This is a genomic window from Trinickia terrae, assembly GCF_005144415.1.
GTDB lineage: Bacteria > Pseudomonadota > Gammaproteobacteria > Burkholderiales > Burkholderiaceae > Trinickia_A > Trinickia_A terrae.
Genome location: NZ_SWJE01000002.1, coordinates 359,900 through 385,007, shown reverse-complemented (window position 1 = coordinate 385,007; position 25,108 = coordinate 359,900). Strand labels below are relative to the sequence as shown.

Below are 25,108 nucleotides of genomic sequence, written 5' to 3'. Positions count from 1 at the left end.
CCAGAATCCGGGCAAATGTGCCCGGTAGGCGATCCCGCCGGCCATCCCGCCTCGTCTTTGCTATAAAATTCGAACCATGCCCAAGAGTACCGATCGCATCAATTTGACCAACCAGTTCCTGATCGCCATGCCGAACATGGTGGATCCCACGTTTTCAGGGACTGTGGTCTACCTTTGCGATCACAGCGAGCGTGGCGCGCTCGGCCTCGTCATCAACCGGCCGACCGACATCGACCTGGAATCGCTTTTCAACCGCATCGATCTCAAGCTCGAGATCGAGCCCCTCTTGCATGTCCCCGTCTACTTCGGCGGCCCGGTGCAAACCGAGCGCGGCTTCGTGCTGCACGAGCCCGTCGAGGGCAGCTCGTACACTTCGTCGATGCTGGTGACCGGCGGGCTCGAGATGACCACCTCGAAGGACGTGCTCGAGGCGGTCGCGAGTGGCAAAGGCCCCGAGCGCTTCCTGCTGACGCTCGGCCATGCCGGCTGGGGCGCGGGGCAGCTCGAAGAGGAAATCTCGAAGAACGGCTGGCTCACCGTCGAGGCGGATCCGAAGATCGTTTTCGACGTGCCTGCCGAAGACCGCCTCGAAGCGGCGCTGGCTCTGCTCGGCGTGTCGCTGTCGATGCTCTCGGGCGAAGCGGGTCACGCATGAAGCAGCCGGTCGGGCGTGAGGCGACGCTGCTTGCGTTCGACTACGGCGAAAAACGCATCGGCGTCGCCATCGGCAATTCTCTTACGCGCAATGCGCGCGCACTCGTCGTCCTGCAGAACCGCAACCGCGAATACCGCTTCGAAGCGGTCGGCAAGCTGATCGGCGAATGGAAGCCCGATGCGCTCGTGGTCGGCCTGCCGTGCCATCCGGACGGCACCCCGCACGAAATGACGCAGCTCGCGAAACGCTTCGGCAACCAGTTGAACGGCCGTTTCAATCTGCCCGTGACCTGGGTCGACGAGCGCTACTCGTCGGTCGAGGCGGAGGCGGACATTCGCCAAGGCGGCGCACGCGCCGACATGCTCGACGCCGAAGCGGCGCGCATCATCCTTCAACAATACCTGGACGGACTTTCCGACGATCATGAGCTTCATTGATGCGGAGGCGCTTTATCGCGCGTTGCTCGAGCAGATTCGCGCGGCTTGCGGCGCGTCGTTCGGCGTACCGGACGGCCCAGTGCTCGCCGGCATCTACAGCGGCGGCGCGTGGCTCGTCGAGCGGCTCGCCCGTGACCTCGGCGCGGCCGAATTCGGCGTCGTCAACATTGCGCTGCATCGCGACGACTACGCGAAGAAGGGGCTGCATATCCAGGCGAGCCCGACGTCGCTGCCGTTCGACGTGAACAATCGCCGCATCGTGCTCGTCGACGACGTGCTGTACACCGGCCGCACTGTGCGCGCGGCATTGAACGAGCTGTACGACTACGGCCGGCCCGCCGCCGTCGAGCTCGCGGTGCTCGCCGACCGCGGCGGGCGCGAGATGCCCGTCGCGGCGCGCTTTACCGGCGGTGTGGTCGACGTGGGCGCCGACGCGACGCTTGTGCTCGCGCGCGGCGACGACGGCCGCTTTACGTTTCACACCGAAGCGCGCGTTCACTGAGCGCGAAGCCAGGCACCAACCCGCAAGCCGTGACGACGCGCCGCTGTGCAGCGCTGGATCCCCGCCCGCGTCGGCTTGCGAATCACGTCAAGCACACGTTTGAATCAGGCACACCATGAACACCGACACCCCGGGCCGCGCCGATAACGCCGGCGAGGCCGCCCAAGGCGAGCGTTTTCGCTACGGCTTCCTGAAGGGCAACCCGCAGCTCACGAAGAACGGCGAGCTCAAGCACTTGCTGTCGATCGAAGGCCTGTCGCGCTCGATCCTCACGCACATCCTCGATACCGCCGAGCAGTTCGTCAGCGTGACCGACCGCGAAGTGAAGAAGGTGCCGCTGTTGCGCGGCAAGTCGGTGTTCAACCTCTTCTTCGAGAACTCGACGCGCACGCGCACGACCTTCGAGATCGCCGCAACGCGCCTGTCGGCGGATGTGCTCAACCTGAACATCAACGCCTCGTCGACGAGCAAGGGCGAGTCGCTGCTCGACACGATCAACAACCTCTCGGCAATGCACGCCGACATGTTCGTCGTGCGCCATGCGTCGAGCGGCGCGCCGTACCTGATCGCCGAGCACTGCGCGCCGCACGTGCACGTGATCAACGCCGGCGACGGGCGCCACGCGCATCCGACGCAGGGCCTGCTCGACATGTACACGATCCGCCACTACAAGCGCGACTTCACGAACCTGCGCGTGGCGATCGTCGGCGACATTCTGCACTCGCGCGTCGCGCGCTCCGACATCCACGCGCTGACCACGCTCGGCGTGCCGGAAGTGCGCGCCATCGGCCCGCGCACGCTGCTGCCGGGCGGGCTAGAGCAGATGGGCGTGCGTGTCTTCCACAACCTCGACGAGGGGCTCAAGGACGTTGACGTCATCATCATGCTGCGCTTGCAGAACGAACGGATGAGCGGAGCGCTGCTGCCTTCGGCGCAGGAGTACTTCAAGAGCTGGGGCTTGACGCCCGAGCGTCTCGCCTTGGCGAAGCCCGATGCGATCGTCATGCACCCGGGACCGATGAACCGGGGCGTCGAGATCGATTCGCAAGTCGCTGACGGCCCGCAATCGGTGATCCTGAACCAGGTGACGTTCGGTATCGCCGTGCGCATGGCGGTGATGGGCATCGTCGCGGGCAACAACGATTGAACGGACCACGTCAAGCAGCATTCAGCGACAGCAACGCAGAAAAAGGCAGCGCATGAAGATCCATATCCAAGGCGGCACGCTGGTCGACCCGGCGGCCGGCACCGAACAACTGGCCGACGTTTTCGTCGCCGACGGCAAGATCGCCGCGATCGGCGCGGCGCCGGCCGGTTTCAACGCAGAGAAGACGATCGACGCGAAGGGCCTTTACGTGGCGCCCGGTTTCGTCGACTTGTCGGCGCGGCTGCGCGAGCCCGGCTACGAGCACAGGGCGACGCTCGTCTCCGAGATGGCCGCGGCGGTCGCGGGCGGCGTGACGAGCCTGGTCTGCCTGCCGGACACCGACCCGGTGCTCGACGAGCCGGGCCTCGTCGAAATGCTCAAGTTCCGCGCGAGCAACCTGAACCAGGCGCACGTCTATCCGCTCGGCGCGCTGACGGTCGGGCTCAAGGGACAGGTCATCACGGAGATGGTCGGGCTGACGGAGTCGGGCTGCGTCGGCTTCACGCAGGCGGATTCGCCGATCTTCGATACGCAGGTGCTGCTGCGCGCGCTGCAGTACGCGAGCACCTACGGCTACACCGTGTGGCTGCGCCCGCAGGACGCATATCTCGCGAAAGGCGGCGTGGCGGCGAGCGGCGCGGTGGCGTCGCGGCTCGGGTTGTCGGGCGTGCCGGTGTCCGCGGAAACGATCGCACTCCACACGATTTTCGAGCTGGTGCGCGTGACCAATGCGCGCGTGCACCTCTTGCATCTCTCGTCGGCGGCGGGCATCGCGCTCGTGCGCGATGCCAAGGCCGAAGGCCTGCCGGTGACGTGCGATGTTGCCGTGAATCATGTCCACTTGATCGACGTCGACATCGGCTACTTCGACGCACAGTTCCGGCTCGACCCGCCGCTGCGCGGGCAGCGCGACCGCGAAGCGATTCGCGCGGGCCTCGTCGACGGCACCATCGATGCGATCTGCTCCGACCACACCCCGGTCGATGACGACGAGAAGCTGCTGCCGTTCGCCGAGGCGACGCCGGGCTCGACGGGCCTGGAGCTGCTGCTGTCGCTGACCGTGAAATGGGCGAGCGAAGCGGGCGTGCCGCTCGCAAAGGCGCTGAACCGCATCACCCATGCGCCGGCCGGCGTGCTGAAGCTGCCGGCCGGGCGCATCGAGGCTGGCGCGCCGGCGGACCTGTGCGTGTTCGACCTGAGCGCGCACTGGCGCGTCGAGCCGCGCGCGCTGAAGAGCCAGGGCCACAATACGCCGTTCCTCGGCTACGAGCTGCCCGCGCGGGTGCGTGCGACACTCGTCGCCGGGCGCGTTGCGTTCGAAGCGCGCTGAGCGGCGCACACGGGATGTCACGATGAAAATTGCGCTTAGCAAGCTGCGGCTCGTTCTGCATCTGCTGCATGGCATGTGGATTGTCGCGACGCGTTTCCCGCGTGCGACGGCCGAACAGAAGCTCGAGATGAACCGTACCTGGTCGCTGAAGATGCTGCGCCTGGCCGGCATGCGCCTCGTCGTGCACAACGACGACGCGCGGCTCGACCATGGCGCGCTGGTGGTCGGCAACCATGTATCGTGGATCGACATCTACGTGATCAACGCCTGGCGGCCGACGCCGTTCGTCTCGAAGGCCGAGGTCCGCAACTGGCCCGTGGTGGGATGGCTAGCGCACCAGCTCGGGACCGTGTTCATCCAGCGCGAGAAGCGCAGCGAGGCGAAGCGCATCATGCATGAGCTTGCAAGCCGGTTGAGCGCGGGCGAGCTGATGTGCGTGTTCCCGGAAGGCACGACCTCCGACGGGCTCGCGCTGTTGCCGTTTCACGCGAACATGTTTCAGGCGGCGGTGTCGGCGGGATGTCCGGTACAGCCGATCTGCCTGATGTACGAGGACGCGAGAGGGCGGCAGTCGACGGCGCCTGCGTATATCGGCGACATGTCGCTGGCCGATTCCCTGAACGCGCTGCTCAATGACGGGCCGCTGACGGCGCATCTCTATGTCGGCGCGCCGATCATGCCGGGGATGGACAGGCGCGCGCTCGCTGCGCAGGCGCAAGAGTCGGTCAGCAACGCGCTGCGCGAAATGCAATCGGCCGTCGGGCGGCCCGTTGCCGAAGCCGAGCGAGCGGGAAGCGATGTGGCGCCGGAACGGTCAATCGACGTCGGCGGAGCCGACGAGGCGATCACCTCGCGTCACTGAGCCAAGAGCTCGGCGCGCGGCGTCAGTGCGGCGCGCGTGCAAAACAGATATTGCCGCGCGCGAACGCTTCGAGCCTGCTGACGGAAGTGTCGATCGCTTCACCAGCCGTATCGATCGACAGGTTCGGCGAAGCCGGCACTTCGTACGGCGACGAAACCCCGGTGAACTCGGGAATCTCCCTGCGGCGCGCACGCGCATAAAGCCCCTTCGGATCGCGCGCCTCGCAGCACGCGAGACTGCTGCTGATGTGGATCTCGAAAAAACGCTCGCCGACGATTTCCCGCGCCAGCTTGCGGTGAACGTTCAGAGGGGAGATCAGCGAGCAGATGACGAGAAAGCCCTGCGCCTTGAACAGCGCGGCGACTTCGGCGATGCGGCGGACATTTTCGAGGCGGTCTTCGCAGCTGAATCCCAAGCCCGCATTCAGGCCGGTGCGGAGCGCGTCGCCGTCGAGAACGACCGCCGTGCAGCGCTCCGCCTGGAGGCGCTCTTTCAACCCGTGCGCAAGGGTCGATTTGCCGGCGCCGGACATGCCGGTGAGCCAAAGGACGCCACTGTAGTCGCGTGGAAAGCGGGGCTCGGGGGTATTCCATCGGGACGAGGCGAGGTCGGCCCGCGACTCGGATGGCGTTGGCGCGGTATTGCCCAAGACTGTCCTCCTGCTTGTGGCCCTCTCAAAAAATAAACATCGGGGCCGTGATGCACGAGGGCTAATTGTATTGGGACCCTTACCCTTGAGTGATGCAGCGAAACTCGTAACGAACTCTATTGCGGATTATCGTGACGAGTTGAATTTGCTCGGCGAATGTAGGGGAAAGCCGATTCTGCTTTAAGGATTCGCCTCGCTTCGGGACATCGTTAAATGGCGCCGCGACAGCGCGCCGCACGAAGCGATAAATTCGCCGTGCCGACGTTCAAATGAGCGGGCATCAATTACCGGATGCCTTGCACTCGGAGCAGTCGACTTGAGCGATGGTCCTCTCGGCGGGACTGGCTGCCAGACGAACCGCCGACAAGCGATTGCCCCACACGCATCCCGAATCGAGGCCGATCACGTTGTCGCGCAGCATCAAGCCGAGGGCGGCCCAGTGACCGAATACCACCGTCACGTCTTCGGTTTTCCGCCCGGGCGCGTCGAACCACGGCAAATAGCCCTCGGGCGCCGAGCCCGGGCCGCCGTTCGCGGCGAACTCCATTGCACCGTCGGCCGTGCAGAAGCGGATGCGCGTGAACGCGTTGAACGCGACGCGCAAGCGCTCGGTGCGCTTCAGATCGGGGCTCCAGCGGCGCGGCTCGTTGCCGTAGAGGTCCTTCAGCGTTTCCTTCCAGGTCGGCGCGCGCAATGCGCTTTGCAGTTCATCGGCCAATTCGAGCGCGAGCGTCACGTCCCATTGCGGCAAGACTCCTGCGTGCACCATCAGCATGCCGTCTTCGAAATGGGCGATCGGGCGGTGGCGGACCCACTCGAGCAGTTCCGCGGCGTCGGGGGCGGCGAGGATGTCGCTGAGCGTGTCGCTGTTTTTGCTGCGTCGAATGCCTGCGGAGACGGCGAGCAAATGCAGGTCATGGTTGCCGAGCACGGCGATCGCACGCCCGCCGAATCCGACGACATCCCGCAAGGTGGCGAGAGATTCCGGGCCGCGGTTGATCAGATCGCCGGCAAACCAGAGGGGAGTGTCGCTAGAAGGAGACAACTGCTGGAGCAGACGCTGAAACGGGGTGCGGCAGCCTTGGAGGTCGCCGAAGGCGTAAGGCGGTGGCGAGGGCGGGTTTGACATGGTGGATTGGGGTGAGGCGTGCAACAGAGGCGTTGTGCGGCTGCAACCGGTGCGCGAATCGAATCGAAGGGAGGGATTTTGCCTGATCTATGCGAAAAGAAGAAAAGATTTGCTTATCCGGCTAAGTCACCTGGTTGGCTTTGTCAAGCTGTTTCGAGTTGTTAGCGGCCTAGTTTTTGCCCCGCCGCGCTTTATAATTGCAGTCTCTTATAATCCGCGCGCCCAGCGATGACCAACCGGCTAAAATTGCCGGTCACGCGAAAATTCGAACATACCTGCCGCTTCTGCGATCGGGCGCGGGGGCAAGGCTGCCGATCGCGAACTTCAAGAGGGAACCCCATGATTCTGGTAACGGGCGGCGCCGGTTTTATCGGCGCCAACTTTGTGCTTGACTGGCTACGCGATTCCGATGAGGCGGTCCTGAACGTCGACAAGCTGACCTACGCGGGCAACCTGCGTACGCTCAAGTCGCTGCAAGGTAACGCGAAGCACGTCTTTGCCCGTGCCGATATCTGCGACCGGGCCGCGCTCGACGCGCTCTTCGCCGAGCACAAGCCGCGTGCGGTGCTGCATTTCGCTGCCGAAAGCCACGTCGACCGCTCGATTCATGGGCCGGCAGATTTTGTTCAGACCAATGTGGTCGGCACGTTCACGCTGCTCGAAGCCGCGCGCAGCTACTGGAATGGCCTCGCGGCTGAAGAGAAGGCTGCGTTCCGTTTCCTGCACGTTTCCACCGACGAAGTGTTCGGCTCTCTGTCGGCGACCGATCCGCAATTCTCCGAAACGACGCCGTACGCGCCCAACAGCCCGTATTCGGCGACCAAGGCTGGTTCGGACCACCTCGTGCGCGCCTACCACCACACGTACGGCCTGCCGACGCTGACGACGAACTGCTCGAACAACTACGGCCCGTATCAATTCCCCGAGAAGCTGATTCCGCTGATGATCGCCAATGCGTTGGCCGGCAAGGCGCTGCCGGTCTATGGCGACGGTCAGAACGTGCGCGACTGGCTGTACGTCGGCGACCACTGCAGCGCGATCCGCGAAGTGCTGGCGCACGGCAAGCCGGGTGAGACGTACAACATCGGCGGCTGGAACGAGAAGAAGAATCTCGATGTCGTCCATACGCTGTGCGATCTGCTGGACGAAGCGCGTCCGAAGGCGCAAGGCTCGTATCGCGACCAGATCCACTTCGTGACGGACCGCCCTGGGCACGATCGCCGCTACGCGATCGATGCGCGCAAGCTCGAGCGCGAGCTTGGCTGGAAGCCGGCGGAAACGTTCGAGACGGGTCTCGCGAAGACCGTGCGCTGGTATCTCGAGAGCCAGGAGTGGGTGGACGAAGTGGCTTCCGGCGAGTACCGGAAGTGGGTCGAGACCAACTATGCGCAGCGCGCGTGAGGAGTAGCCATGGCGCGTAAAGGCATTATCCTGGCGGGCGGTTCGGGGACGCGGCTGTATCCGATCACCCACGTCGTATCGAAGCAGTTGCTGCCCGTGTACGACAAGCCGATGATCTACTACCCGCTGTCGACGCTGATGGTGGCCGGTATCCGCGACGTGCTGATCATCTCGACGCCGCAGGATACGCCGCGCTTCGAAGCGATGCTCGGCGACGGCGCCCAGTGGGGCATGAACATCCAGTACGCGGTACAGCCGTCGCCGGACGGTCTCGCCCAGGCGTTCCTCATCGGGAAGGATTTTGTGGGCAACGACCCGTCGGCGCTGATTCTCGGCGACAACATTTTCTATGGGCACGATCTCGCGAAGCAGCTCGAGCGGGCGGATGCGCAGGAAACTGGCGCAACCGTGTTCGCCTATCACGTGCACGATCCTGAGCGTTACGGTGTGGTGGAGTTCGACAAGGATTTCCGCGCGCTGTCGATCGAGGAGAAGCCGGCCAAGCCGCGTTCGCACTATGCCGTGACGGGCCTTTATTTCTACGACAATCAAGTTTGCGATATCGCTGCCGATATCAAGCCTTCGGCGCGCGGCGAGCTCGAGATCACCGACGTGAATTCGCGGTATCTGTCTAACGGCGCGCTCAATGTCGAGATCATGGGCCGCGGCTACGCGTGGCTCGACACCGGCACGCACGATTCGCTGATTGAGGCCGCGACGTTCATTGCCACGCTGCAGAAGCGGCAAGGGCTGGTGGTGGCGTGTCCGGAAGAGATTGCGTATCGCCGGCAATGGATCAACGCGGAGCAGCTGGAGAAGCTCGCTGTGCCTCTGGCGAAGAACGGCTACGGGCGGTACCTGAAGAACCTTCTTACGGATCAAGTTGCATGGCCATCCAAGTAACCGCCACGGCGCTTCCTGAAGTCAAGATCATCGAGCCGAAAGTGTTCGGCGATGCGCGCGGGTTTTTCCTCGAAAGCTTCAATGCGCGAGAGTTCGCCGAAAAGGTCGCTGCCGGCGTCGAGTTCGTGCAGGACAATCATTCACGCTCTGCCAAGGGCGTGCTGCGCGGATTGCACTATCAGATCGAACATGCGCAGGGGAAACTCGTGCGCGTGGTCGAGGGGGAGGTGTTCGACGTTGCAGTGGACATCCGCAGGAGCTCGCCGAATTTCGGCAAGTGGGAAGGCGTGATGTTGTCGGGCGACAATCATCGACAACTCTGGATTCCGCCAGGCTTCGCGCACGGTTTCGTAGTGTTGTCCGAGACGGCTCAGTTTCTCTACAAGACGACTGATTATTGGTACCCGGAGCACGAGCGCAGCATCGTCTGGAACGATCCGGAGATCGGCATCGAATGGCCGATCGATTTCGAGCCGCTGCTGGCGGCGAAAGATGTGGCGGGCAAGCGTCTCGCCGATGCTGAAGTCTGCGTGTGAAAGGCGGCCCAGTGAACGTACATGATGCGAAGCGCACGATTCTGGTGACAGGCACGAATGGGCAGGTCGGCTTCGAGTTGGTCCGTGCGCTGCAGGGGCTGGGGGCGGTCGTGGCGGCGGATCGTACGCGGCTTGATCTTTCGGACCTCGACCAGCTGCGCGTGTTGATCCGCGAGGTAAGGCCCGCATTGATCGTCAACCCCGCCGCCTATACGGCGGTGGATAAAGCCGAGAGTGAGCCGGATCTTGCGATGCGGATCAATGGCGAGGCTCCCGGCGTGCTTGCCGAAGAGGCGAAAAGGCTTGGGGCAGCGTTGGTTCATTATTCGACGGACTACGTGTTCAACGGCGAAAAGGACGGGGCATACGTCGAAGAGGACGCTACTGAACCTCAAAATATGTACGGCCGCAGCAAGCTCGCCGGCGAACAAGCGATCACCGCGGTTGGCGTTCCCCATTTGATATTTCGTACTAGCTGGGTGTACGGCACTCGCGGAAAGAATTTTCTCTTGACCATGCTGCGTCTCGGCGCCGAACGGCCGGAACTGAAGGTCGTGGCCGATCAATTCGGCGCGCCGACGTGGAGCAATACCATTGCGACATTGACAGCGCATGCGGTATCGCAAGCCTGTTCGGCAGAGGACAGTGCGCAATGGTGGGAGACGCATTCCGGGACGTATCACCTGACGGCGAGCGGCTCGACTTCATGGCATGGCTTTGCCTCCGCGATTTTCGAGTTCGCGAAGCTCGAAAATCGGCCTGATGTCCTGCCGATTTCGGCGAGCGAGTATCCCTCTCCGGCTAAGCGGCCGACGAACTCGCGGTTGGCGGGCGACAAGCTGGAGCGGGTGTTTGGATTGCGCGCACCTGGTTGGAAGGAGGCGCTTGCCTTGTGCCTCGCAAGTCGCTGAGCGCGATTCAGCGAGGATTGAGTTTGTCTTGCAGTTTGCCCGTGCGCCCGAGCACACCGTCGGTGATGCCTTTCAGCATCATCCTGACATCGGGCGCGCGATTTCGTGAGAACAGGGCAAAGATCCAGAACTTCAGCGCAAGACGCGCGACTTCGTGGAGTTTCCAACTGACAGGCACGTAGCTGCGCCGACACAGCAGTAGCGCGTTGCGATAGTAGTAGTAACGGCGGATGGGTTTGTGCATCGCCAAGCGAACTACGGCGAGGTCCAGGGCTTTTTCGCCAATCGCATGCTCCATCCGGACATCGAACGCGCCGTAGCTTTGGAAGCCGGCCGCCTTGGCGCGGAGGCCCCATTCGATGTCGACGTAATCGATGAAGAGCGTGTCATCGAGCGGACCGACCTTGTCGATGGCGTGAAGCGGGATTAGCGCCCCCGAGCTGATGAGGTAATCGGCCGTCGTCCAGCGTTCCTCGCCGCGTAGATGCTTTCGGCGGGGAAAGCCGCGTTTGAACTCGATGAAGGGGAGGTGATGCCCGCGATTGTGCTCGAAGAAATAAGGGCCGACCTGAGCAACCGGTCCCCGGCTCGCGAGTTCGTCGCAATAGCGTTCGAGTCGGTTGATCATGCTGTCCGACGGCGTCGAGTCTTGATCGAAGAGGGCGACGAATTGAGCCGTGCCGCGACGGCGTACGGCTTCGAAGCCTGCATTGATGGCGCTGGCGATGCCTAGGTTGGCGTGCTGCGCGAGGACCTGAACGTTGTCCCCGGGCAGTTGGTACTGCCATTCGCCCAGATTTGTCGATCCGTTGTCGACAATCGTAATCGTGCCGACTTGCGGCGCGAGCGCAACGATGAGGCGATGGAGTGAGGCGATATCGGGTTGATAGGTGACGACTACGGCGTCGGAGCGGTATGACAAATTCAACCTGCCTGGCAACGAAAGAGATTGTGGGTGGCGAGAAGCCAAGATGCATGGGGCGGTGCCAGGACGTGGGCACCGACTTCCTGCTATGAAATAATCAAGTATTTTGGGCGGGGCCGTCCAAAAAGGCAATTCCGGAGTTGCTTGCGAGACGGGCGGGTTGGTCGGCTGGGGCGCCGCTGAAATAGTGGGCCTTGTCCGTTCGATCGAGCCATGCGCTGGCGAGCGGCACCTGCCTGAATTGGATAATCGCGCGGTGTTGGTCGACGGAGCAGGCTGCGTAGTCACATTGGCCGCGATCACGGATTAAGGAACTAACATTGGAGTGTTATGCATGAGTGGGCCGATGACACGGGCGTCCGACCCTCACGCCGTACCGCGTTGCGGCCCGGTTTCCTTGCTTTGCGGACTTTGGCGCCACCGCCAGATCATCGCGCAGATGACGCGGCGCGAGGTCCTCGGCCGCTATAAAGGTTCCGCCATGGGACTGGCATGGTCCTTCTTTCAGCCGCTGTTCATGCTGACCGTCTATACCTTTGTGTTTTCCGAGGTGTTCAAGGCCCGCTGGGGTGGCGCTGGCGGCGCGATACAAAGCAAGACCGGGTTCGCCATGCTGTTGTTCGCCGGCTTGATCGTGCTGAATTTGTTTTCTGAAGTGATCAACCGAGCGCCTACTCTAGTGATCGCGAACGTCAATTTCGTCAAGAAGGTCGTCTTTCCGATCGAAGTGCTCCCGGTTTCCGCAATGGGTGCAGCGCTGTTCCACAGTTGCGTCAGCGTGGCGGTTCTGTTGTGCGCGGTTTTCGTCTTCAATGGCAGCCTCGCATGGACGGTGGTGTTCTTTCCGCTGGTGCTGCTGCCGCTCGTCATCGTTACGCTGGGGCTGGCGTGGATTCTCGCTTCGCTTGGCGTTTTCCTTCGCGACGTGGGGCAGACCATTGGGCTGCTGACGACCGTACTGATGTTTCTTTCGCCCGTGTTCTATCCCGTGACCGCGGTCCCGCCGCGGTTCCGGCCGTTTATCATGGCCAACCCTTTGACGTTCATTATCGAGCAGACTCGCGACGTCCTGATTTGGGGGCGCACGCCCGACTGGCTGGGACTCTCCGTTTATATGCTCGCTGCCTGCAGCGTGGCATGGGCGGGTTACGCGTGGTTCCAGAAGACTAGAAAGGGGTTTGCCGATGTCCTGTGACGATATCGCCATCCGGGTTCACCAGCTCGGCAAGCGCTACCAGATCTACGAAACGCCTCGCGATCGGCTGAAGCAGTTCGTGCTACCGCGGCTTTACAAGCTGGCCGGCGCCAAGCCGAAACACTATTGCAGCGATTTCTGGGCGCTCGACGACGTGTCCTTCGAAGTGAAGAAGGGCGAGACGGTCGGCATCATCGGCCGAAACGGCAGCGGTAAGTCCACCTTGCTGCAGATGATCTGCGGCACGCTGAGTCCGACGCATGGGCATGTCGAAGTAAACGGCCGCGTGGCGGCACTGCTGGAATTGGGCGCCGGTTTCAACCCGGAATTCACCGGGCGCGAGAATATCTTCATGAACGGAACCCTGCTTGGGCTCAGCAAGCAGGAAATCGAAGCGCGTTACGACGATATCGTCGCGTTTGCCGACGTAGGCATGTTCATCGATCAGCCGGTCAAGATGTATTCGTCGGGGATGTTCGTGCGTGTCGCTTTTGCGATCGCCGCGAGCATGGATCCGAGCATTCTGATTGTCGACGAGGCGCTGGCTGTCGGCGACCTTGCGTTCCAGGCCAAGTGCATGGTCCGTTTGCGCGAGCTCATGGACGGCGGCACGACGGTGCTTTTCGTCAGCCACGATATGAGCAGCGTTCGCAATATTTGCAGCAAGGTGCTCTGGCTCAAGCAGGGTCGCGCTGTGGCCTGCGGCGATCCCAGGGAGGTAGTCGGGGCCTATGTCAGCGAGATGAACCTCGATATCAATCGGATCACCGCGGGGCATTCGGCAGAGGATGCGTCCAATCATGCGACGCCCGAGGTTCCGGAAGCCGTCCCGCACGAAGCGGTCTCCTTTCTCGACGGCCATACTCGCTACGGCGACGGGCGGGCTACCATTGTGGACGTCATTGTCATGAACGCGCATGGAGAGGCGACCGAACTGCTGGAATTACATGACCCGTATACGGTAAGAGTCATCGTCAGGGCGAACGCGGATATCGAGCGGCCGGCGGTCGGGTATTCACTGCGCGATTTCAAGGGCAATCAGGTTGTGGGGGCCATCAACTCCAACTTCCCTCATGTCGATATGCCGTCGTTCGAGGCGGGCAAGACCTATTGCATCGATATTTCCGGGGTCAACACGCTGACTCAAGGTGGATATACCGTCAGCGTCGGGGTCGAGAGCATCGTTCAGCAGAACAAAGTCCATCAATTTATCGATGTGCTGGAAAATGCGAGAGTGTTCCAAAGTACATTCGGATCGCGCGCCGAGAATATCTTTCCCGCCATGGTTTGGCAGGATGTCGCTTTCGACATTAGGGAGATAGGCGCGAGCGTTGCGGTGTGAAGGGAATGTGCGGCCAAAGCGATTCTTTTAGAGAGCAAGGAACACGATTGTGAAGGTGCCATTTCTTGATGTCCGAAGTGCCTATCTTGAGCTCAAGTCCGAGCTTGATCGGGCGGTCGCGCGTGCGCTCGATTCTGGGTGGTATATCTTTGGGGAAGAGGTGGCCCGATTCGAGAAATCGTTTGCCGATTACACGGGCGCCCGTTTTGCGATCGGGGTCGGCAACGGGCTCGATGCATTGCGGATCGCTTTGATGGCGATGGGGGTGTCCGAAGGGGACGAAGTCATTGTTCCGTCCAATACTTACATTGCTACCTGGCTTGCGGTTACGCAGTGCGGTGCGCGTCCCGTGCCGGTCGAACCCGATGCCGACACCCTCAATATCGATCCGCAGCGCATCGAGCAGGCCATGACCAGCAAGACCAAGGTCATTCTGCCCGTTCATCTGTACGGGCAACCTGCGCAAATGGGGCCGATCCTCGACTTGGCCCGTCGCAAAGGCGTCCGGGTCCTCGAGGATGGTGCGCAGGCGCACGGAGCCCGCTACCGTGGCATGTCAATCGGCGGGCACGGCGACGCTGTGACATGGAGCTTTTATCCCGGCAAGAATCTCGGCGCGTTCGGTGACGCGGGCGGTGTCACGACCAACGACGCTGAACTCGCGGAGCGGATCCGGACGATTGCAAACTATGGCTCCAAGGTCAAATACGTCAATGAGGTTTGTGGCGTAAATAGCCGGCTTGATCCGATCCACGCTGCGGCACTGGCAGTCAAGCTGCAGTTCCTCGACGACTGGAACGCACGTCGTGTGGAGATTGCTGACTACTACCGTCAGCACTTGCAAGATACCAATGTGCGGGTGCCGGCTCAGCATCCGGATTGCGCCTCGTCATGGCATCTGTTTCCCGTTTTTTTGCAGCGACGCGATGCTTTGCAAGCGAGCCTCAAGGAGGCGGGTATCGAGGCGCTGATTCACTACCCGATTCCTCCTCATTTGCAGCAGGCATACCAGTTCCTCGGCTTCAAAAAGGGGGCTTTCCCTATTGCCGAGGCATTGGCCGAGACGGAGCTCAGTCTGCCGATAGGACCGCACATGACCCTCGAGCAAGCAGCCTACGTTTGTGAAACGATCGCGGATTTCCAGTGATGCATGATTTCGATCTGGACCGTTTGCAAGAAACGGTCATGAAACGACTTTCCCAGTCGCTTTACGGGGATGCGATGGTCTGCATCAAGTCGTTTACCGAGCAAGTTATCAACGACCCGGAGTCGGTTGGCATTGTTTTCGCAAGCCGGGAACTCGATACGCTGTGCCGGACGCTCGCTGATGCCTATTATGCTGATCGCCGCCATGCCCCCGAAAGGGAGGGGCGCGGCACGGTCATTCTGGCCTCCGAACTCGTTAGGGCCGGAGGGCATGTCGAACTGATCAAGGACTATTTGGCTCTCGGATTGTTCGAGAGTCCGGTTCGCATCGCCTTGACTGATTTGTTCAATCGAGTAGATCACGCGGCGATCAATGAGTGGGAGTCTCTGCTGGGCTGTGAAGTGTTCATCGCGACGGAAACCGAGCTTGACGGCAAACTCGATGCTCTGGCCGTTCGGCTCAGCGAATGGAATCCTTCCACCATTTTGACCCTGGGTCACAACCAGGACGTCGTGTGTGTTGTGGCGGCCCACGCTCCCGGCGCAAGGAACCGCTACTACATCCACCATGGCGATCACCATCTGTCCCTCGGCGTGACGTGCGAGGCGTTTCAGCACGTCGATTTGCACAACAATTCATTTGAATTATGTAAAAAGGCGATTGGAGTCACGCAACAGCTTTATTGGCCGATCAGTGTTGTGCACCCATCCAAAATCAAGACCAGTTTTCTCGATCGAGGAGTGTTGACGACTTGCTCGTGCGGGCGGATGTCCAAGTTCGAATCGGGATCGTATGTGCTTCGTTATGAACGCGCGGTGGCCTGCATTCTGAAGATTTCGCACGGGTACCATGTGCACATCGGGGAATTGTCCGATGCGTTTCTCGAGAAAATTCATCAAGAACTCGATGCCGAGAACGTGAGCCGAGATCGATTCATTCACATCGAGTGGGTCCCTTCGCTGTCTCGGGCGCTGATCGAAAATGCAGTGGACGTGTATGTCTCCTCCTTCCCGATTGGCGGTGGTAAAGCGTTGATCGAGGCGATGTCGGTCGGGGTGCCCGTTGTCCTGCACGAGTCATACCGCTCTCGTAACCATGGCGGCTGCGATCTCGCTTATCCAGATTGTTATACCTGGAGCCGATATGAGGAGCTTTGTCGGATTTTCGCGCAGTGGGACGAGCAGTCCTTGAGGCAGCACGCCGAATCCGCATTGCGGTATTTCGAGCGTTACTACTCGAAGGGTGCTTTTATGAGAGCCTTTGACAGTGGGCTGGACTGCGCTGCTCATGTGCCGCCGTGGCATGTCTATCACGGGAACCCGCTACGGAATTACCTCGATATAAAGCATCGCAGGGCTCAGGAAGCGGAACATCTGGAGTCTGAGAAAAATAGAATATTCCACGAATGGATGAAAGTCAGTTCCGCGTATGAAGAGCACAGAAAGACGATTTTGATGCAGCAAGCCCAAATTGCGCAGTTGGTCCGGGAAAAGGCGGCATTGGAGACGTCAGTCATGGAGCAGAAAATCATGTCTGAAAGACTTTCACGATCTTGGAAAGGAAAGGTCAGGAGGCTGATTGGTGTGATGCTTGATAAGTAGAGCTGGGCTGCGTTGCTTTGACAAAGACGGTGCAAATTATTTCGGTGTGAACCTGGTGAGAATTGTTAAGAATCTAATCGAGAAAGCCGGTCTCAAGATCAAGCGAGAGCGGATAGAGGAGCTCAAGGATTTCGATCCGGATGCTTACCTGAAACTGAATGCCGATGTTCGTGAGGCGGGTGTCGATCCGGTCCAGCACTATATCGAATATGGCCGAGCCGAGGAGAGAGCCTATCGATTCCCGGCATTCGAATATACCGAGAACAAGGTATTTGATCCTGCGCGCCAAACCGTTTTGCTGGTAACGCACGAATGTTCGTTGACTGGCGCCCCCGTCCTCGTCTACAACATGGCGGAACTGTTGTCCCGCTCTATGAATGTGGTCGTGCTCTCACTTGGCGGCGGCATTCTCGAGGCCTCGTTCAAGGAACTCGACATTTCCTATGTGCCGGCACACTACGCGCGGTTCAGCGAAGTGCACGCCGAGCACGTTGTCGAGTGCCTCGTTCGGGAGTTCAACCCCGCCTTTGCCATCGTGAATAGCGTCGAGTCGCGGTTGGTCGTCAAGCCATTGCGGCAAATTGGGACTCCCTCTGTGAGCCTGATCCACGAATTTGCTTCCTGCTATCCGGATCCGCCGACGGTTTTTAAAGCAATGACGACGGTGCCGCAACAGGTCGTGTTTTCCTCAGAAATCACATTCAAAGATGCGGCCAGATACGTCGACGACTACAAGCCGGAGAAGATACATATCTTGCCTCAGGGGCGCTCCCGCATACCGGGCAAACGCGTCAAGGACGAGGCGGCGCAGAGGGAGCAGCAAAGGTTGCGATCCATTCTGCGGCCCGGCGGCGAGGATTCGAGGAAATACGTGGTGCTCGGCGCGGGTGTGGTCAGTTATCGCAAGGGTATCGACCTGTTCCTGCAGTGTGCGCGTCGGATATCGTCCAAGGTCGGTGAGGGGCAGTGCCGGTTCGTGTGGATCGGCCAGGGATACGAGCCGAGAAAGGATGGCGCATATTCGGTCTATCTGGAAGACCAGATCATGCGCGCCGGTTTGACGGAGGCCGTCGAAATCATCGATGAGACGACGGAAATCGAAACTGCATATGAGTTGTCCGATCTTTTCTTGCTGAGCTCGAGGCTTGACCCTTTGCCAAATGTGGCAATCGATGCCATGTTCTTCAACAAGCCGTTAATTTGTTTCGACAAGACAACGGGGATTGTGCCCTTTCTGGAAGGCGCTGGATTGAAAGACACATGTGTTGCGGGCTATTTGGATGTGGAGGATCTGGCTGACAAGGCCAGCCGTTTGCTGCTCTCCTCGGAACTTAGATCACAGGTGGTCGCTAAGCTCGCTGCTCATGTCGCCGGCAGCTTCGACATGGCTCGATATGTGGAGGAGGTTGTTGCGTTGGTCAAATCCGCATGAGGCGAGGGGCGAAGATAAGAATTCGAATACCTTCGATTCAACAAGGTCTCGTGCGATAGTTGTTGGCGCGGCGCTGATTCTGGCTGCGCTTGTGTCCTGGAGCAACCTCCTGTGGGTCGAACATAACCGGTTTGGTCTGGCTTTGACGATTGACGAAGCCGGTTGCATGTCCCAGGCCATAGCGTATGCAAATGCACTTAAATATGGCGGAATTCCGGCATGGTTGGCTGCATTGTCATACCCAACGAAATTTGCACCGCTAAGCCCAATTGTTTCGTCCATTTTGATGGCTCGATTGGGGGTGGATGAAAATATCGCCTTTTACGCTCATATATTATTCTATGCGGCCACCGTACTCGTGACATTTTGGTGGGTGCGCGAGCAATCCTCCAGGCTGGCTGCTATATGCGTATCTCTGCTGGTTGCAACCCTGCCTGATATTGTTCTTTATACTAGGAAATATCAATGCGGGCTGCCTGCCACATTTTTCTTGCTGGCAAATTTTGCCTACTATAAAGCTGATCGATTTTCATCGTGGTTTTGGTCATTTTGGATCGGGGCGGCTCTCGGTCTGATGCTCCTTTCCCGGACAATGAGTGTCGCTTTTCTACCGGATTTTGGCTTGGTGTGGCTGCTGGATAGCTGGAAGACTTTGATGCGGAACATAGCGCAACTGGCCATGAGTGTCGCTGTGTTTTTGCTAATCTCCGTTCCTTGGTATGCATCCAATTTCAAAGAAATATTCGGCTACCTCTTTTCGTTTGGATATGGAGCCCATTCCACCGAGTATGACATGGGCGCGGCTTCCATACCGATGGAGTTGTCATGCTAATCCGTGACCATACATTTACTGGTCGTGAAGGTTAAGCAGTAGTCCCGGTAGTTTTCCCTGGCTTCACCTTATGAAGAATGTCGTCCTTTGTAAGAACGGTAACCAATGCGACAGCTCGGCCCCTTAAATTGGAGATGTCGAACGCGATATTCGAATCTATGTCGGCTACACCATGATGGGTGCTGCCGTCATAAACCAGAAGATCACCTGCGAGGCTTTCAGCCTCAGAGTCAATTGTCTTATCATCGCTGATTACAAAAGCCCCCCCGGATTGATAATCTTTTCCACGCTCTGTTAGCAGCAATACCATCTGGATATACGCGCAGTGCGCGGTTCCTTCAAGATTCGACGCCGCGCGTGAGTCGACGTGAGCACCCATAAAACCGCCCCCGGAAGGGTAGATCTGCACGCGGCATCCGTTGTATCTTGCTGGTGCTAACCGATCATCGATAAGCGTTTCACGGCCGGCAAGGGTGTCGCGAATCTCGATAAGTCTGCTGAAATCACTGTGGAGTTTAAACGTATCTTCATCCCAAAGAGGGTTGTAGACCGTCAACATGAATCGCGGCAGACCGGCTTGAGATTGGCTATGGCCTCCAATCGACCATTTCGTCATATTGCAACGGATTTCGGCAGGAGAAACGCCAGCAGATGGCTTATGCGAGGCAGTGTTGGCATAAGTATAAAGAGAGGTAAGTTTTTGTTGTATTTCCAAACGATCAAACATACCTCTAATAAGGACGAAACCTTCGGAGGCGACCTTGTCCCTAACTGATGGGGCCAGTGCAACGAGGTCGTTTACGGTCGCCGAGCGAACAATGCTTGTCATCTTCGTAAAGTCGTTGATGATTTTTTTCAAAAGATTCAGTATCCCGCCCAGTTCTAAGCCGGAGGCACGTCATCGCGCTGCCTGCTAGATGCGGGAGCCTAGCAATCTCTCTGTTATAGTTTCGTCTTTCGGGGCGTAGTGCCCGTCTCCTGGCGGACCTGCATGGGGTGCAGGTTGCCGGAAGTTCGAATTCTCTCGCCCTAACCGGAAAATTAGGGGGGTAGGACAGATTTGGTAATACCTTCTTGCTCGCTTTGGGCGATACCAAATCGTCGGACCTCGTGTTGCCCGTAAGATGTCGCCCGCCGTGCAACGCATATTCCGAATCAAGAATGTGGTGATCAATGACGGCAGAGCGGGACCGCTTGACGTCGTCTCGTCGGATTCGGCTGCTGCACAGTGGCTGGAATCGGATTGATACTATCCGCGCGTGGAGTTGCTCCGATTGCCGGAGACGGTCTCATAACGGATCGTTGCCGATCTTTCCGCTCGCATGAAGGCGGAACTCAAGAACCTGGAGGCGTGATCGTTTGCGCCGACACATCGGCAGGGGACGCAACTCGGGCGCGACAGCGCATACATGACGAGTTATCGGCGAGTTGGAAGATCACCGCTCGTTTGCGATCCCTCAAGCGACAGTTTGGAGCTTATCGAGCATGACTCCGTGCTAAGGGAGTAGCAAAGTCCGGGCCAGCTTGGCCCGGTCAAGCGGATTTGTGCTACTTTTACGTCACCTTGTCTGTTCGATCTCCCCCCGCGGAAAGCACCAAGTTTGTTCAACCATAAAGTTCCCTGCGGTGTATCAGCAAGTCCAATCCAAGGCACGAGGCCTGTGTGTGAAGTGCGGTCCGCCAGCGATGTGGACCACGAATCGACGAATTGAGCCTGGAGGAAAGCGAGCATGCCACTGAATGATTGTCGGATTATCGAGCTGCCAAAGATCACCGATCCACGAGGCAACCTGACCTTCGTTGAAGGCGGCAATCACATTCCGTTCGATATCAAGCGCGTTTACTACTTGTACGATGTGCCAGGTGGCTCAGACCGTGGCTCCCACGCGCACCGCAACCTGCATCAATTTATCATTGCGATGTCCGGCAGCTTCGACATCGTGCTCGATGACGGCGAGCGGCAGCGCCGCTTCCATCTGAACCGTTCGTACTACGGGCTCTATATTTGCCCCATGATGTGGCGGACGCTCGACAACTTTTCGTCGGGAGGCGTTTGCATGGTGCTTGCCTCGGCGGTCTACGATCCAGCCGACTACATCCGCGATCACGATGAGTTCATGCACTTGGTACACGCAAAAAAAGGCGGAGACCTGAATCATCCCTTAGAGACGCCACATCGCTGACGACGAATGAAAATCGACTTTCTGAATCTCAAGCAGGCTAATACGCGATTCGAGAACGACATCCGCGATGCCATCGGCCGCGTGATTGACTCTGGCAGGTATGTGTTAGGTGAGGAGACGCTCTCGTTCGAGCGGGAATTCGCTGAATACTGCGGCGTCGAACACTGCATCGGCGTGGCGAACGGGCTGGATGCGCTGCATATGATCTTGCGCGCATATGGAATAGGCGAGGGGGACGAGGTCATCGTTCCATCCAACACGTTTATCGCGACGTGGCTTGCCGTGAGCCAGGCGGGCGCATGCGTGGTGCCTGTAGAGCCCGACGGTCTGACCTGCAACATCGATCCGCAAAAGATCGAGGCCGCCATCACGCCACGCACACGCGCGATCATGCCCGTGCACCTGTACGGCCAGCCTGCCGACATGGATCCGATCAACGCGATTGCTCGACGGCATGGTCTGCGGGTGATCGAAGACGCTGCACAGGCGCACGGCGCGCGTTATCACGGTCGGCGTACCGGAGGCCTCGGCGATGCTGCGGGGTTTAGCTTCTATCCGGGCAAGAATCTCGGCGCGCTGGGGGATGGCGGCGCCATTACGACGAATGACGCTGCACTGGCTGCGACGCTGCGGAAATTGCGCAACTATGGATCCGAAGTCAAATATCATCACGATCTCCGCGGTGTGAATTCGCGGCTCGACGATATGCAATCGGCTGTGCTGCGCGTCAAACTGCGTCACCTCGACGAAGAAAACCGGCAGCGTGCGGCACTCGCTCAGGCGTACACCGAAGCACTCGCGCCGGCGCCGCTGCATCTGCCTACCGTGCTGAAGGGCACAGAGCCCGTTTGGCACCTGTTCGTAGTGCAGACGCCGTGTCGTGATGGCTTGCAGATCTTTCTGAGCGAACAGGGCATTGGTACGCTTGTCCACTATCCAATCGCAAACCACCGGCAGCGTGCCTATGCGGACCAGACATGGCCCGACCTGCCGATCGCTTCGCGATTGCAATCGCAGGTACTCAGCCTTCCGTTCGCCACCTATCTGAGTGCGCACGACGTGCAAACTGTCGCCGCGGCCGTGCTCGAGTACTTCCGGCGTACCGATGGCACTCGGACGGCAAACCGTGCGGCCGGAGTGGATCATCATCTCTGATGACAACCGGGATCGCGCTTTTTAGATTCTCGAAAAGGAGAGACAGGCATGGCAACGAAGCTTGTACTGATTGGTGCCGGCGAAATGGCCGAAATCGCCGACGAATATTTCACGCATGACTCAGACTACGAAGTCGTCGCGTTTTGCGTTGAGCGCAACTACATCCGCCAACCGGAACTTAACCGCAAGCCGGTCATCGCGTACGAAGAGCTTGAAACGCTGTACCCGCCGTCGGAGTACACGCTATTCGTCGCTATCCCGTCGTCCCAGCTCAATGCATTGCGTACGCGCTTCTATCTGGAGACAAAGCAAAAGGGATACAGGTTCGCAACCTATATCAGTTCGCGAGCATTCGTATGGCGCAACGCAGTGATTGGCGAGAACACCTTCATTTTCGAAAACAACGTCATTCAACCGTTCGTGACCATCGGCAACAACTGCATCCTCTGGAGCGGCAACCACGTCGGACACAGAACGGTCATCAAGGATCACAACTTCGTCTCGTCGCATGTCGTGATTTCGGGTTACTGCGAGATCGGTGAATCCTGTTTTCTCGGCGTGAACAGCACGTTCAATGACCACGTCAAAGTGGCCGATCACTGCGTGATCGGCTCCGGCTCGCTGATCACAAAGGATACGGAAGCCAACCGCATTTACGTGAGTTCAGGGGCCAAGCCCGTTCCGGGCAAGCTGGCCACCGAGACCGATATTTAAGTGAGGCGCTGTTTCAGCGTGGCCGACCCGTGCGGCGGCACTGATGAACCACCCTCGTGATCTATCGACAACCATTGCCAAGCACATGACAATTCAATGGGAAAAATTGGGTGCCGTGTTTCACACGGCAAAGCAGGGAAAGCCGTGGATGAAAAATACGGCTTTGACGCCGACACCGTTCCGTCTCGATGAAAATACGATCCGCGTGTACGCGGGGTTTCGCGACGAAGCGGGTGTGAGCCGCATCGGCTATGTCGACGTGGCGGCCCAAGATCCTACGAAAATCCTGAGGGTCTCGGACGCTCCGGTGCTCGATATCGGACGCGATGGATGTTTCGACGACAACGGCGTGATTCTCGGCGATGTCGTCGAGGGGCCTGGCGGCATCCATATGTTTTATGTCGGATTTCAACTCGTCGCCAAGGCCAAGTTCCTCGCATTCAGCGGTGTGGCGCTCTCTATCGACGGTGGGCATTCGTTCACGCGCATCTCGGAATCGCCTGTCCTCGATCGAGCCAAGGGACAATCAACAATCGGAGCCATTCACTCCGCGCGATTCGAGAACAATCGCTGGAGACTCTGGTACGCGTGCGGGGACGGTTGGGAGATCATCAATGGCCGTCCGTTTCCACGGTACAACGTCCACTACGTCGAGGCCGACGATCTTCTCGACATCCCGCGGCGCGGGCAACTTTGCGTGGATGTGCGAGGCGACGAATATCGGATCGGCCGTCCGCGTGTTTACCGTATCGACGGTGAGTACTACATGTACTACACGAAGGGCACGATCTCAGGTTCCTATTTTCCGGGACTTGCGCGATCGGTCGACGGAGTGCAGTGGGCACGTCACGATAACGAATTAGGCATCTCTCTCTCGGACGAGGGTTGGGATTCTCAGACCCTGTGCTATCCCGCACTGATTTCCGTTCAAGACAAAACCTACATGTTCTATAACGGCAATAACATGGGATATGAGGGCTTCGGTTGCGCACAGGCGAATGGGATTACGCTCGACGAGAGCACTCTGGCGTAATGCATAGGCGACAATACGCACTAAGTTGAATTCGCATTGGACACGACGATCTCGCTCAAGGCTTACGACGCAGACGATGCTCCCGTCTGGGACCAAATCGTCAGGCAGTCATGCAATGGCAATTTTCTCCATGTGCGCAACTATATGGACTACCACAAGGACAGGTTCATGGACTGTTCGGTGGTCCTGTTCCGCAATGGAAAGCCCGTTGCCGTGTTTCCCGCGAGCCGGACTGGCACCACGGTCAACTCGCATGGCGGCCTGACCTACGCTGGCCTTATCCATACCGCCGAACTCGGCGCGCACGACACCTTGCTCGCGTTCGCTGCCATCCGCGAGCACTATCTGAAGCAGGGCGTACAGTCGATCATCTACAAGGCGATTCCGCAGGTGTTTCATCGACTGCCGTGCCAGAATGATCTCTACGCGCTCACATGTGCCGGTGCAACGCTGATGCGCAGGGACGCATCGTCTGTGATCGGTCTCGATGAGCCGCCGCGCTATTCGAAAGGCAGGAAGTGGGCCATCAACAAGGCAAAAAAATCCGGCATCACGGTCAGGCAATCAGATGATTTCGAGGGATTCCATGTGTTGCTCTCGCATGTACTCGAGAAATTCGGTACCAGTCCCGTTCATTCGTGCGGAGAACTGCGCTTGTTGTCTGGACGCTTTCCTACCGAGATTGCGCTGTATATCGCTGAGCACGGCGATACATTGCTCGCCGGAACCCTCGTGTACGACTTCGGACATATCGTCCACACGCAATACATGGCGAACTCCGACGTCGGTCGCGACCTCGGCGCACTTGATTTCTTGCTGGCCGAGGTAATCGCGACGTATCGGGACCGAAAGTTCTTCAGCTTCGGCATTTCGACGGAAGAGCAAGGGCTTCGCCTTAACTCGGGACTGATCGGGCAGAAAGAGGCGTTCGGCGCGCGTACCGTCGTGCACGACTTCTATCGATGGACTCTGTAGATCGCGTCAATTGGCCGACACCGCCGATACATTCGCGAAGTCCATGACACGACTGCGGCGTCGAGAAGCATGAACTTCGTTCAACGCTCTGCTCCACGCCAATAGTCCCTTG

The 25,108-nt window shown here is 59.3% G+C and carries 25 protein-coding genes; 21 read left to right on the top strand and 4 right to left on the bottom strand.

Annotation, left to right across the window (positions count from 1 at the left end; genetic code table 11):
• The first annotated feature begins 76 nt into the window (after positions 1-76).
• The 6 genes from FAZ69_RS05030 (at position 77) to FAZ69_RS05005 (ending at position 4,933) form a co-directional block, all read left to right on the top strand.
• Positions 77-655, top strand: a complete 579-nt coding sequence (locus tag FAZ69_RS05030; protein ID WP_136892834.1) for a YqgE/AlgH family protein — start codon at positions 77-79, stop codon at positions 653-655.
• Positions 652-1,092 (top strand): Holliday junction resolvase RuvX, encoded by a 441-nt coding sequence (gene ruvX / locus FAZ69_RS05025; protein ID WP_136892833.1) that lies wholly within the window; start codon positions 652-654, stop codon positions 1,090-1,092. The genes FAZ69_RS05030 and ruvX overlap by 4 nt, the downstream gene beginning before the upstream one ends.
• Positions 1,079-1,594 carry a bifunctional pyr operon transcriptional regulator/uracil phosphoribosyltransferase PyrR gene (pyrR, locus tag FAZ69_RS05020; RefSeq protein ID WP_136892832.1) on the top strand — a complete coding sequence of 172 codons (516 nt, stop codon included), beginning with the start codon at positions 1,079-1,081 and terminating at the stop codon, positions 1,592-1,594. The genes ruvX and pyrR overlap by 14 nt, the downstream gene beginning before the upstream one ends.
• 115 nt (positions 1,595-1,709) lie before the next feature.
• Positions 1,710-2,741 carry an aspartate carbamoyltransferase catalytic subunit gene (locus tag FAZ69_RS05015; RefSeq protein WP_136892831.1) on the top strand — a complete coding sequence of 344 codons (1,032 nt, stop codon included), beginning with the start codon at positions 1,710-1,712 and terminating at the stop codon, positions 2,739-2,741.
• A 52-nt stretch (positions 2,742-2,793) separates the two neighbouring features.
• Positions 2,794-4,071, top strand: a complete 1,278-nt coding sequence (locus FAZ69_RS05010; RefSeq protein ID WP_136892830.1) for a dihydroorotase — start codon at positions 2,794-2,796, stop codon at positions 4,069-4,071.
• 22 nt (positions 4,072-4,093) lie between these two features.
• Positions 4,094-4,933, top strand: coding sequence for a lysophospholipid acyltransferase family protein (locus FAZ69_RS05005; protein WP_136892829.1), 840 nt, complete (start codon positions 4,094-4,096; stop codon positions 4,931-4,933).
• A 22-nt stretch (positions 4,934-4,955) separates the two neighbouring features.
• On the opposite strand, the gene cysC is transcribed toward FAZ69_RS05005, so the two are convergent.
• Together cysC and FAZ69_RS04995 are read right to left on the bottom strand one after the other, a co-directional pair.
• Complete coding sequence (gene cysC / locus FAZ69_RS05000) at positions 4,956-5,582, bottom strand: adenylyl-sulfate kinase (RefSeq protein ID WP_240702114.1); 627 nt, start codon at positions 5,580-5,582, stop codon at positions 4,956-4,958.
• 280 nt (positions 5,583-5,862) lie between these two features.
• Positions 5,863-6,711 carry a symmetrical bis(5'-nucleosyl)-tetraphosphatase gene (locus FAZ69_RS04995; protein ID WP_136892828.1) on the bottom strand — a complete coding sequence of 283 codons (849 nt, stop codon included), beginning with the start codon at positions 6,709-6,711 and terminating at the stop codon, positions 5,863-5,865.
• A gap of 339 nt (positions 6,712-7,050) precedes the next feature.
• Here FAZ69_RS04995 and rfbB point away from each other — a divergent pair, with 339 nt between their 5' ends.
• From rfbB to rfbD, 4 genes are read left to right on the top strand one after another with little or no spacing between them, the layout of a single operon-like run.
• Complete coding sequence (rfbB, locus tag FAZ69_RS04990; protein WP_136892827.1) at positions 7,051-8,112, top strand: dTDP-glucose 4,6-dehydratase; 1,062 nt, start codon at positions 7,051-7,053, stop codon at positions 8,110-8,112.
• A 9-nt stretch (positions 8,113-8,121) separates the two neighbouring features.
• On the top strand, positions 8,122-9,015 hold the full coding sequence (gene rfbA, locus FAZ69_RS04985) for a glucose-1-phosphate thymidylyltransferase RfbA (protein ID WP_136892826.1): 894 nt from the start codon (positions 8,122-8,124) through the stop codon (positions 9,013-9,015).
• The gene (rfbC, locus tag FAZ69_RS04980; RefSeq protein ID WP_136892825.1) at positions 9,000-9,551 is read left to right on the top strand and encodes a dTDP-4-dehydrorhamnose 3,5-epimerase; all 552 of its coding nucleotides are present in this window, start codon (positions 9,000-9,002) and stop codon (positions 9,549-9,551) included. Before rfbA ends, rfbC begins: the two co-directional genes overlap by 16 nt.
• An 11-nt stretch (positions 9,552-9,562) precedes the next feature.
• On the top strand, positions 9,563-10,462 hold the full coding sequence (gene rfbD, locus FAZ69_RS04975) for a dTDP-4-dehydrorhamnose reductase (RefSeq protein WP_136892824.1): 900 nt from the start codon (positions 9,563-9,565) through the stop codon (positions 10,460-10,462).
• 7 nt (positions 10,463-10,469) lie between these two features.
• Here rfbD and FAZ69_RS04970 read toward each other — a convergent pair whose 3' ends face one another.
• Complete coding sequence (locus FAZ69_RS04970) at positions 10,470-11,384, bottom strand: glycosyltransferase family 2 protein (RefSeq protein WP_136892823.1); 915 nt, start codon at positions 11,382-11,384, stop codon at positions 10,470-10,472.
• A gap of 337 nt (positions 11,385-11,721) precedes the next feature.
• Between FAZ69_RS04970 and FAZ69_RS04965 the strand changes: the two genes are divergently transcribed.
• From FAZ69_RS04965 to FAZ69_RS04940, 6 genes are read left to right on the top strand one after another with little or no spacing between them, the layout of a single operon-like run.
• Positions 11,722-12,582 carry an ABC transporter permease gene (locus tag FAZ69_RS04965; protein ID WP_136892822.1) on the top strand — a complete coding sequence of 287 codons (861 nt, stop codon included), beginning with the start codon at positions 11,722-11,724 and terminating at the stop codon, positions 12,580-12,582.
• The gene (locus tag FAZ69_RS04960) at positions 12,572-13,924 is read left to right on the top strand and encodes an ABC transporter ATP-binding protein (RefSeq protein WP_136892821.1); all 1,353 of its coding nucleotides are present in this window, start codon (positions 12,572-12,574) and stop codon (positions 13,922-13,924) included. Before FAZ69_RS04965 ends, FAZ69_RS04960 begins: the two co-directional genes overlap by 11 nt.
• Before the next feature lie 49 nt (positions 13,925-13,973).
• Positions 13,974-15,071 carry a DegT/DnrJ/EryC1/StrS family aminotransferase gene (locus tag FAZ69_RS04955; RefSeq protein WP_136892820.1) on the top strand — a complete coding sequence of 366 codons (1,098 nt, stop codon included), beginning with the start codon at positions 13,974-13,976 and terminating at the stop codon, positions 15,069-15,071.
• Complete coding sequence (locus FAZ69_RS04950) at positions 15,071-16,672, top strand: glycosyltransferase family 4 protein (protein WP_136892819.1); 1,602 nt, start codon at positions 15,071-15,073, stop codon at positions 16,670-16,672. The genes FAZ69_RS04955 and FAZ69_RS04950 overlap by 1 nt, the downstream gene beginning before the upstream one ends.
• Before the next feature lie 46 nt (positions 16,673-16,718).
• Entirely contained in the window at positions 16,719-18,104 is a 1,386-nt protein-coding gene (locus FAZ69_RS04945; RefSeq protein ID WP_240702113.1) for a glycosyltransferase family 4 protein, read from the top strand.
• Positions 18,082-18,936 carry an ArnT family glycosyltransferase gene (locus tag FAZ69_RS04940; protein WP_169708559.1) on the top strand — a complete coding sequence of 285 codons (855 nt, stop codon included), beginning with the start codon at positions 18,082-18,084 and terminating at the stop codon, positions 18,934-18,936. The genes FAZ69_RS04945 and FAZ69_RS04940 overlap by 23 nt, the downstream gene beginning before the upstream one ends.
• A gap of 31 nt (positions 18,937-18,967) precedes the next feature.
• On the opposite strand, the gene FAZ69_RS04935 is transcribed toward FAZ69_RS04940, so the two are convergent.
• A complete protein-coding gene (locus FAZ69_RS04935; protein WP_136892817.1) occupies positions 18,968-19,795 on the bottom strand; it encodes a 2OG-Fe(II) oxygenase in 828 nt (275 codons plus the stop codon).
• Positions 19,796-20,666: 871 nt separating this feature from the next.
• Between FAZ69_RS04935 and FAZ69_RS04930 the strand changes: the two genes are divergently transcribed.
• From FAZ69_RS04930 to FAZ69_RS04910, 5 genes are read left to right on the top strand one after another with little or no spacing between them, the layout of a single operon-like run.
• Positions 20,667-21,119: a sugar 3,4-ketoisomerase gene (locus FAZ69_RS04930; protein ID WP_136892816.1), complete on the top strand. Its 453-nt coding sequence runs from the start codon at positions 20,667-20,669 to the stop codon at positions 21,117-21,119.
• Positions 21,120-21,125: 6 nt separating this feature from the next.
• On the top strand, positions 21,126-22,274 hold the full coding sequence (locus tag FAZ69_RS04925) for a DegT/DnrJ/EryC1/StrS family aminotransferase (protein ID WP_136892815.1): 1,149 nt from the start codon (positions 21,126-21,128) through the stop codon (positions 22,272-22,274).
• Between the two features lie 48 nt (positions 22,275-22,322).
• Positions 22,323-22,988, top strand: a complete 666-nt coding sequence (locus FAZ69_RS04920; protein ID WP_136892814.1) for an acetyltransferase — start codon at positions 22,323-22,325, stop codon at positions 22,986-22,988.
• 43 nt (positions 22,989-23,031) lie between these two features.
• The gene (locus FAZ69_RS04915; protein ID WP_240702112.1) at positions 23,032-24,021 is read left to right on the top strand and encodes a glycoside hydrolase family protein; all 990 of its coding nucleotides are present in this window, start codon (positions 23,032-23,034) and stop codon (positions 24,019-24,021) included.
• Between the two features lie 36 nt (positions 24,022-24,057).
• A complete protein-coding gene (locus FAZ69_RS04910) occupies positions 24,058-24,996 on the top strand; it encodes a GNAT family N-acetyltransferase (protein WP_136892813.1) in 939 nt (312 codons plus the stop codon).
• Positions 24,997-25,108: the final 112 nt, after the last annotated feature.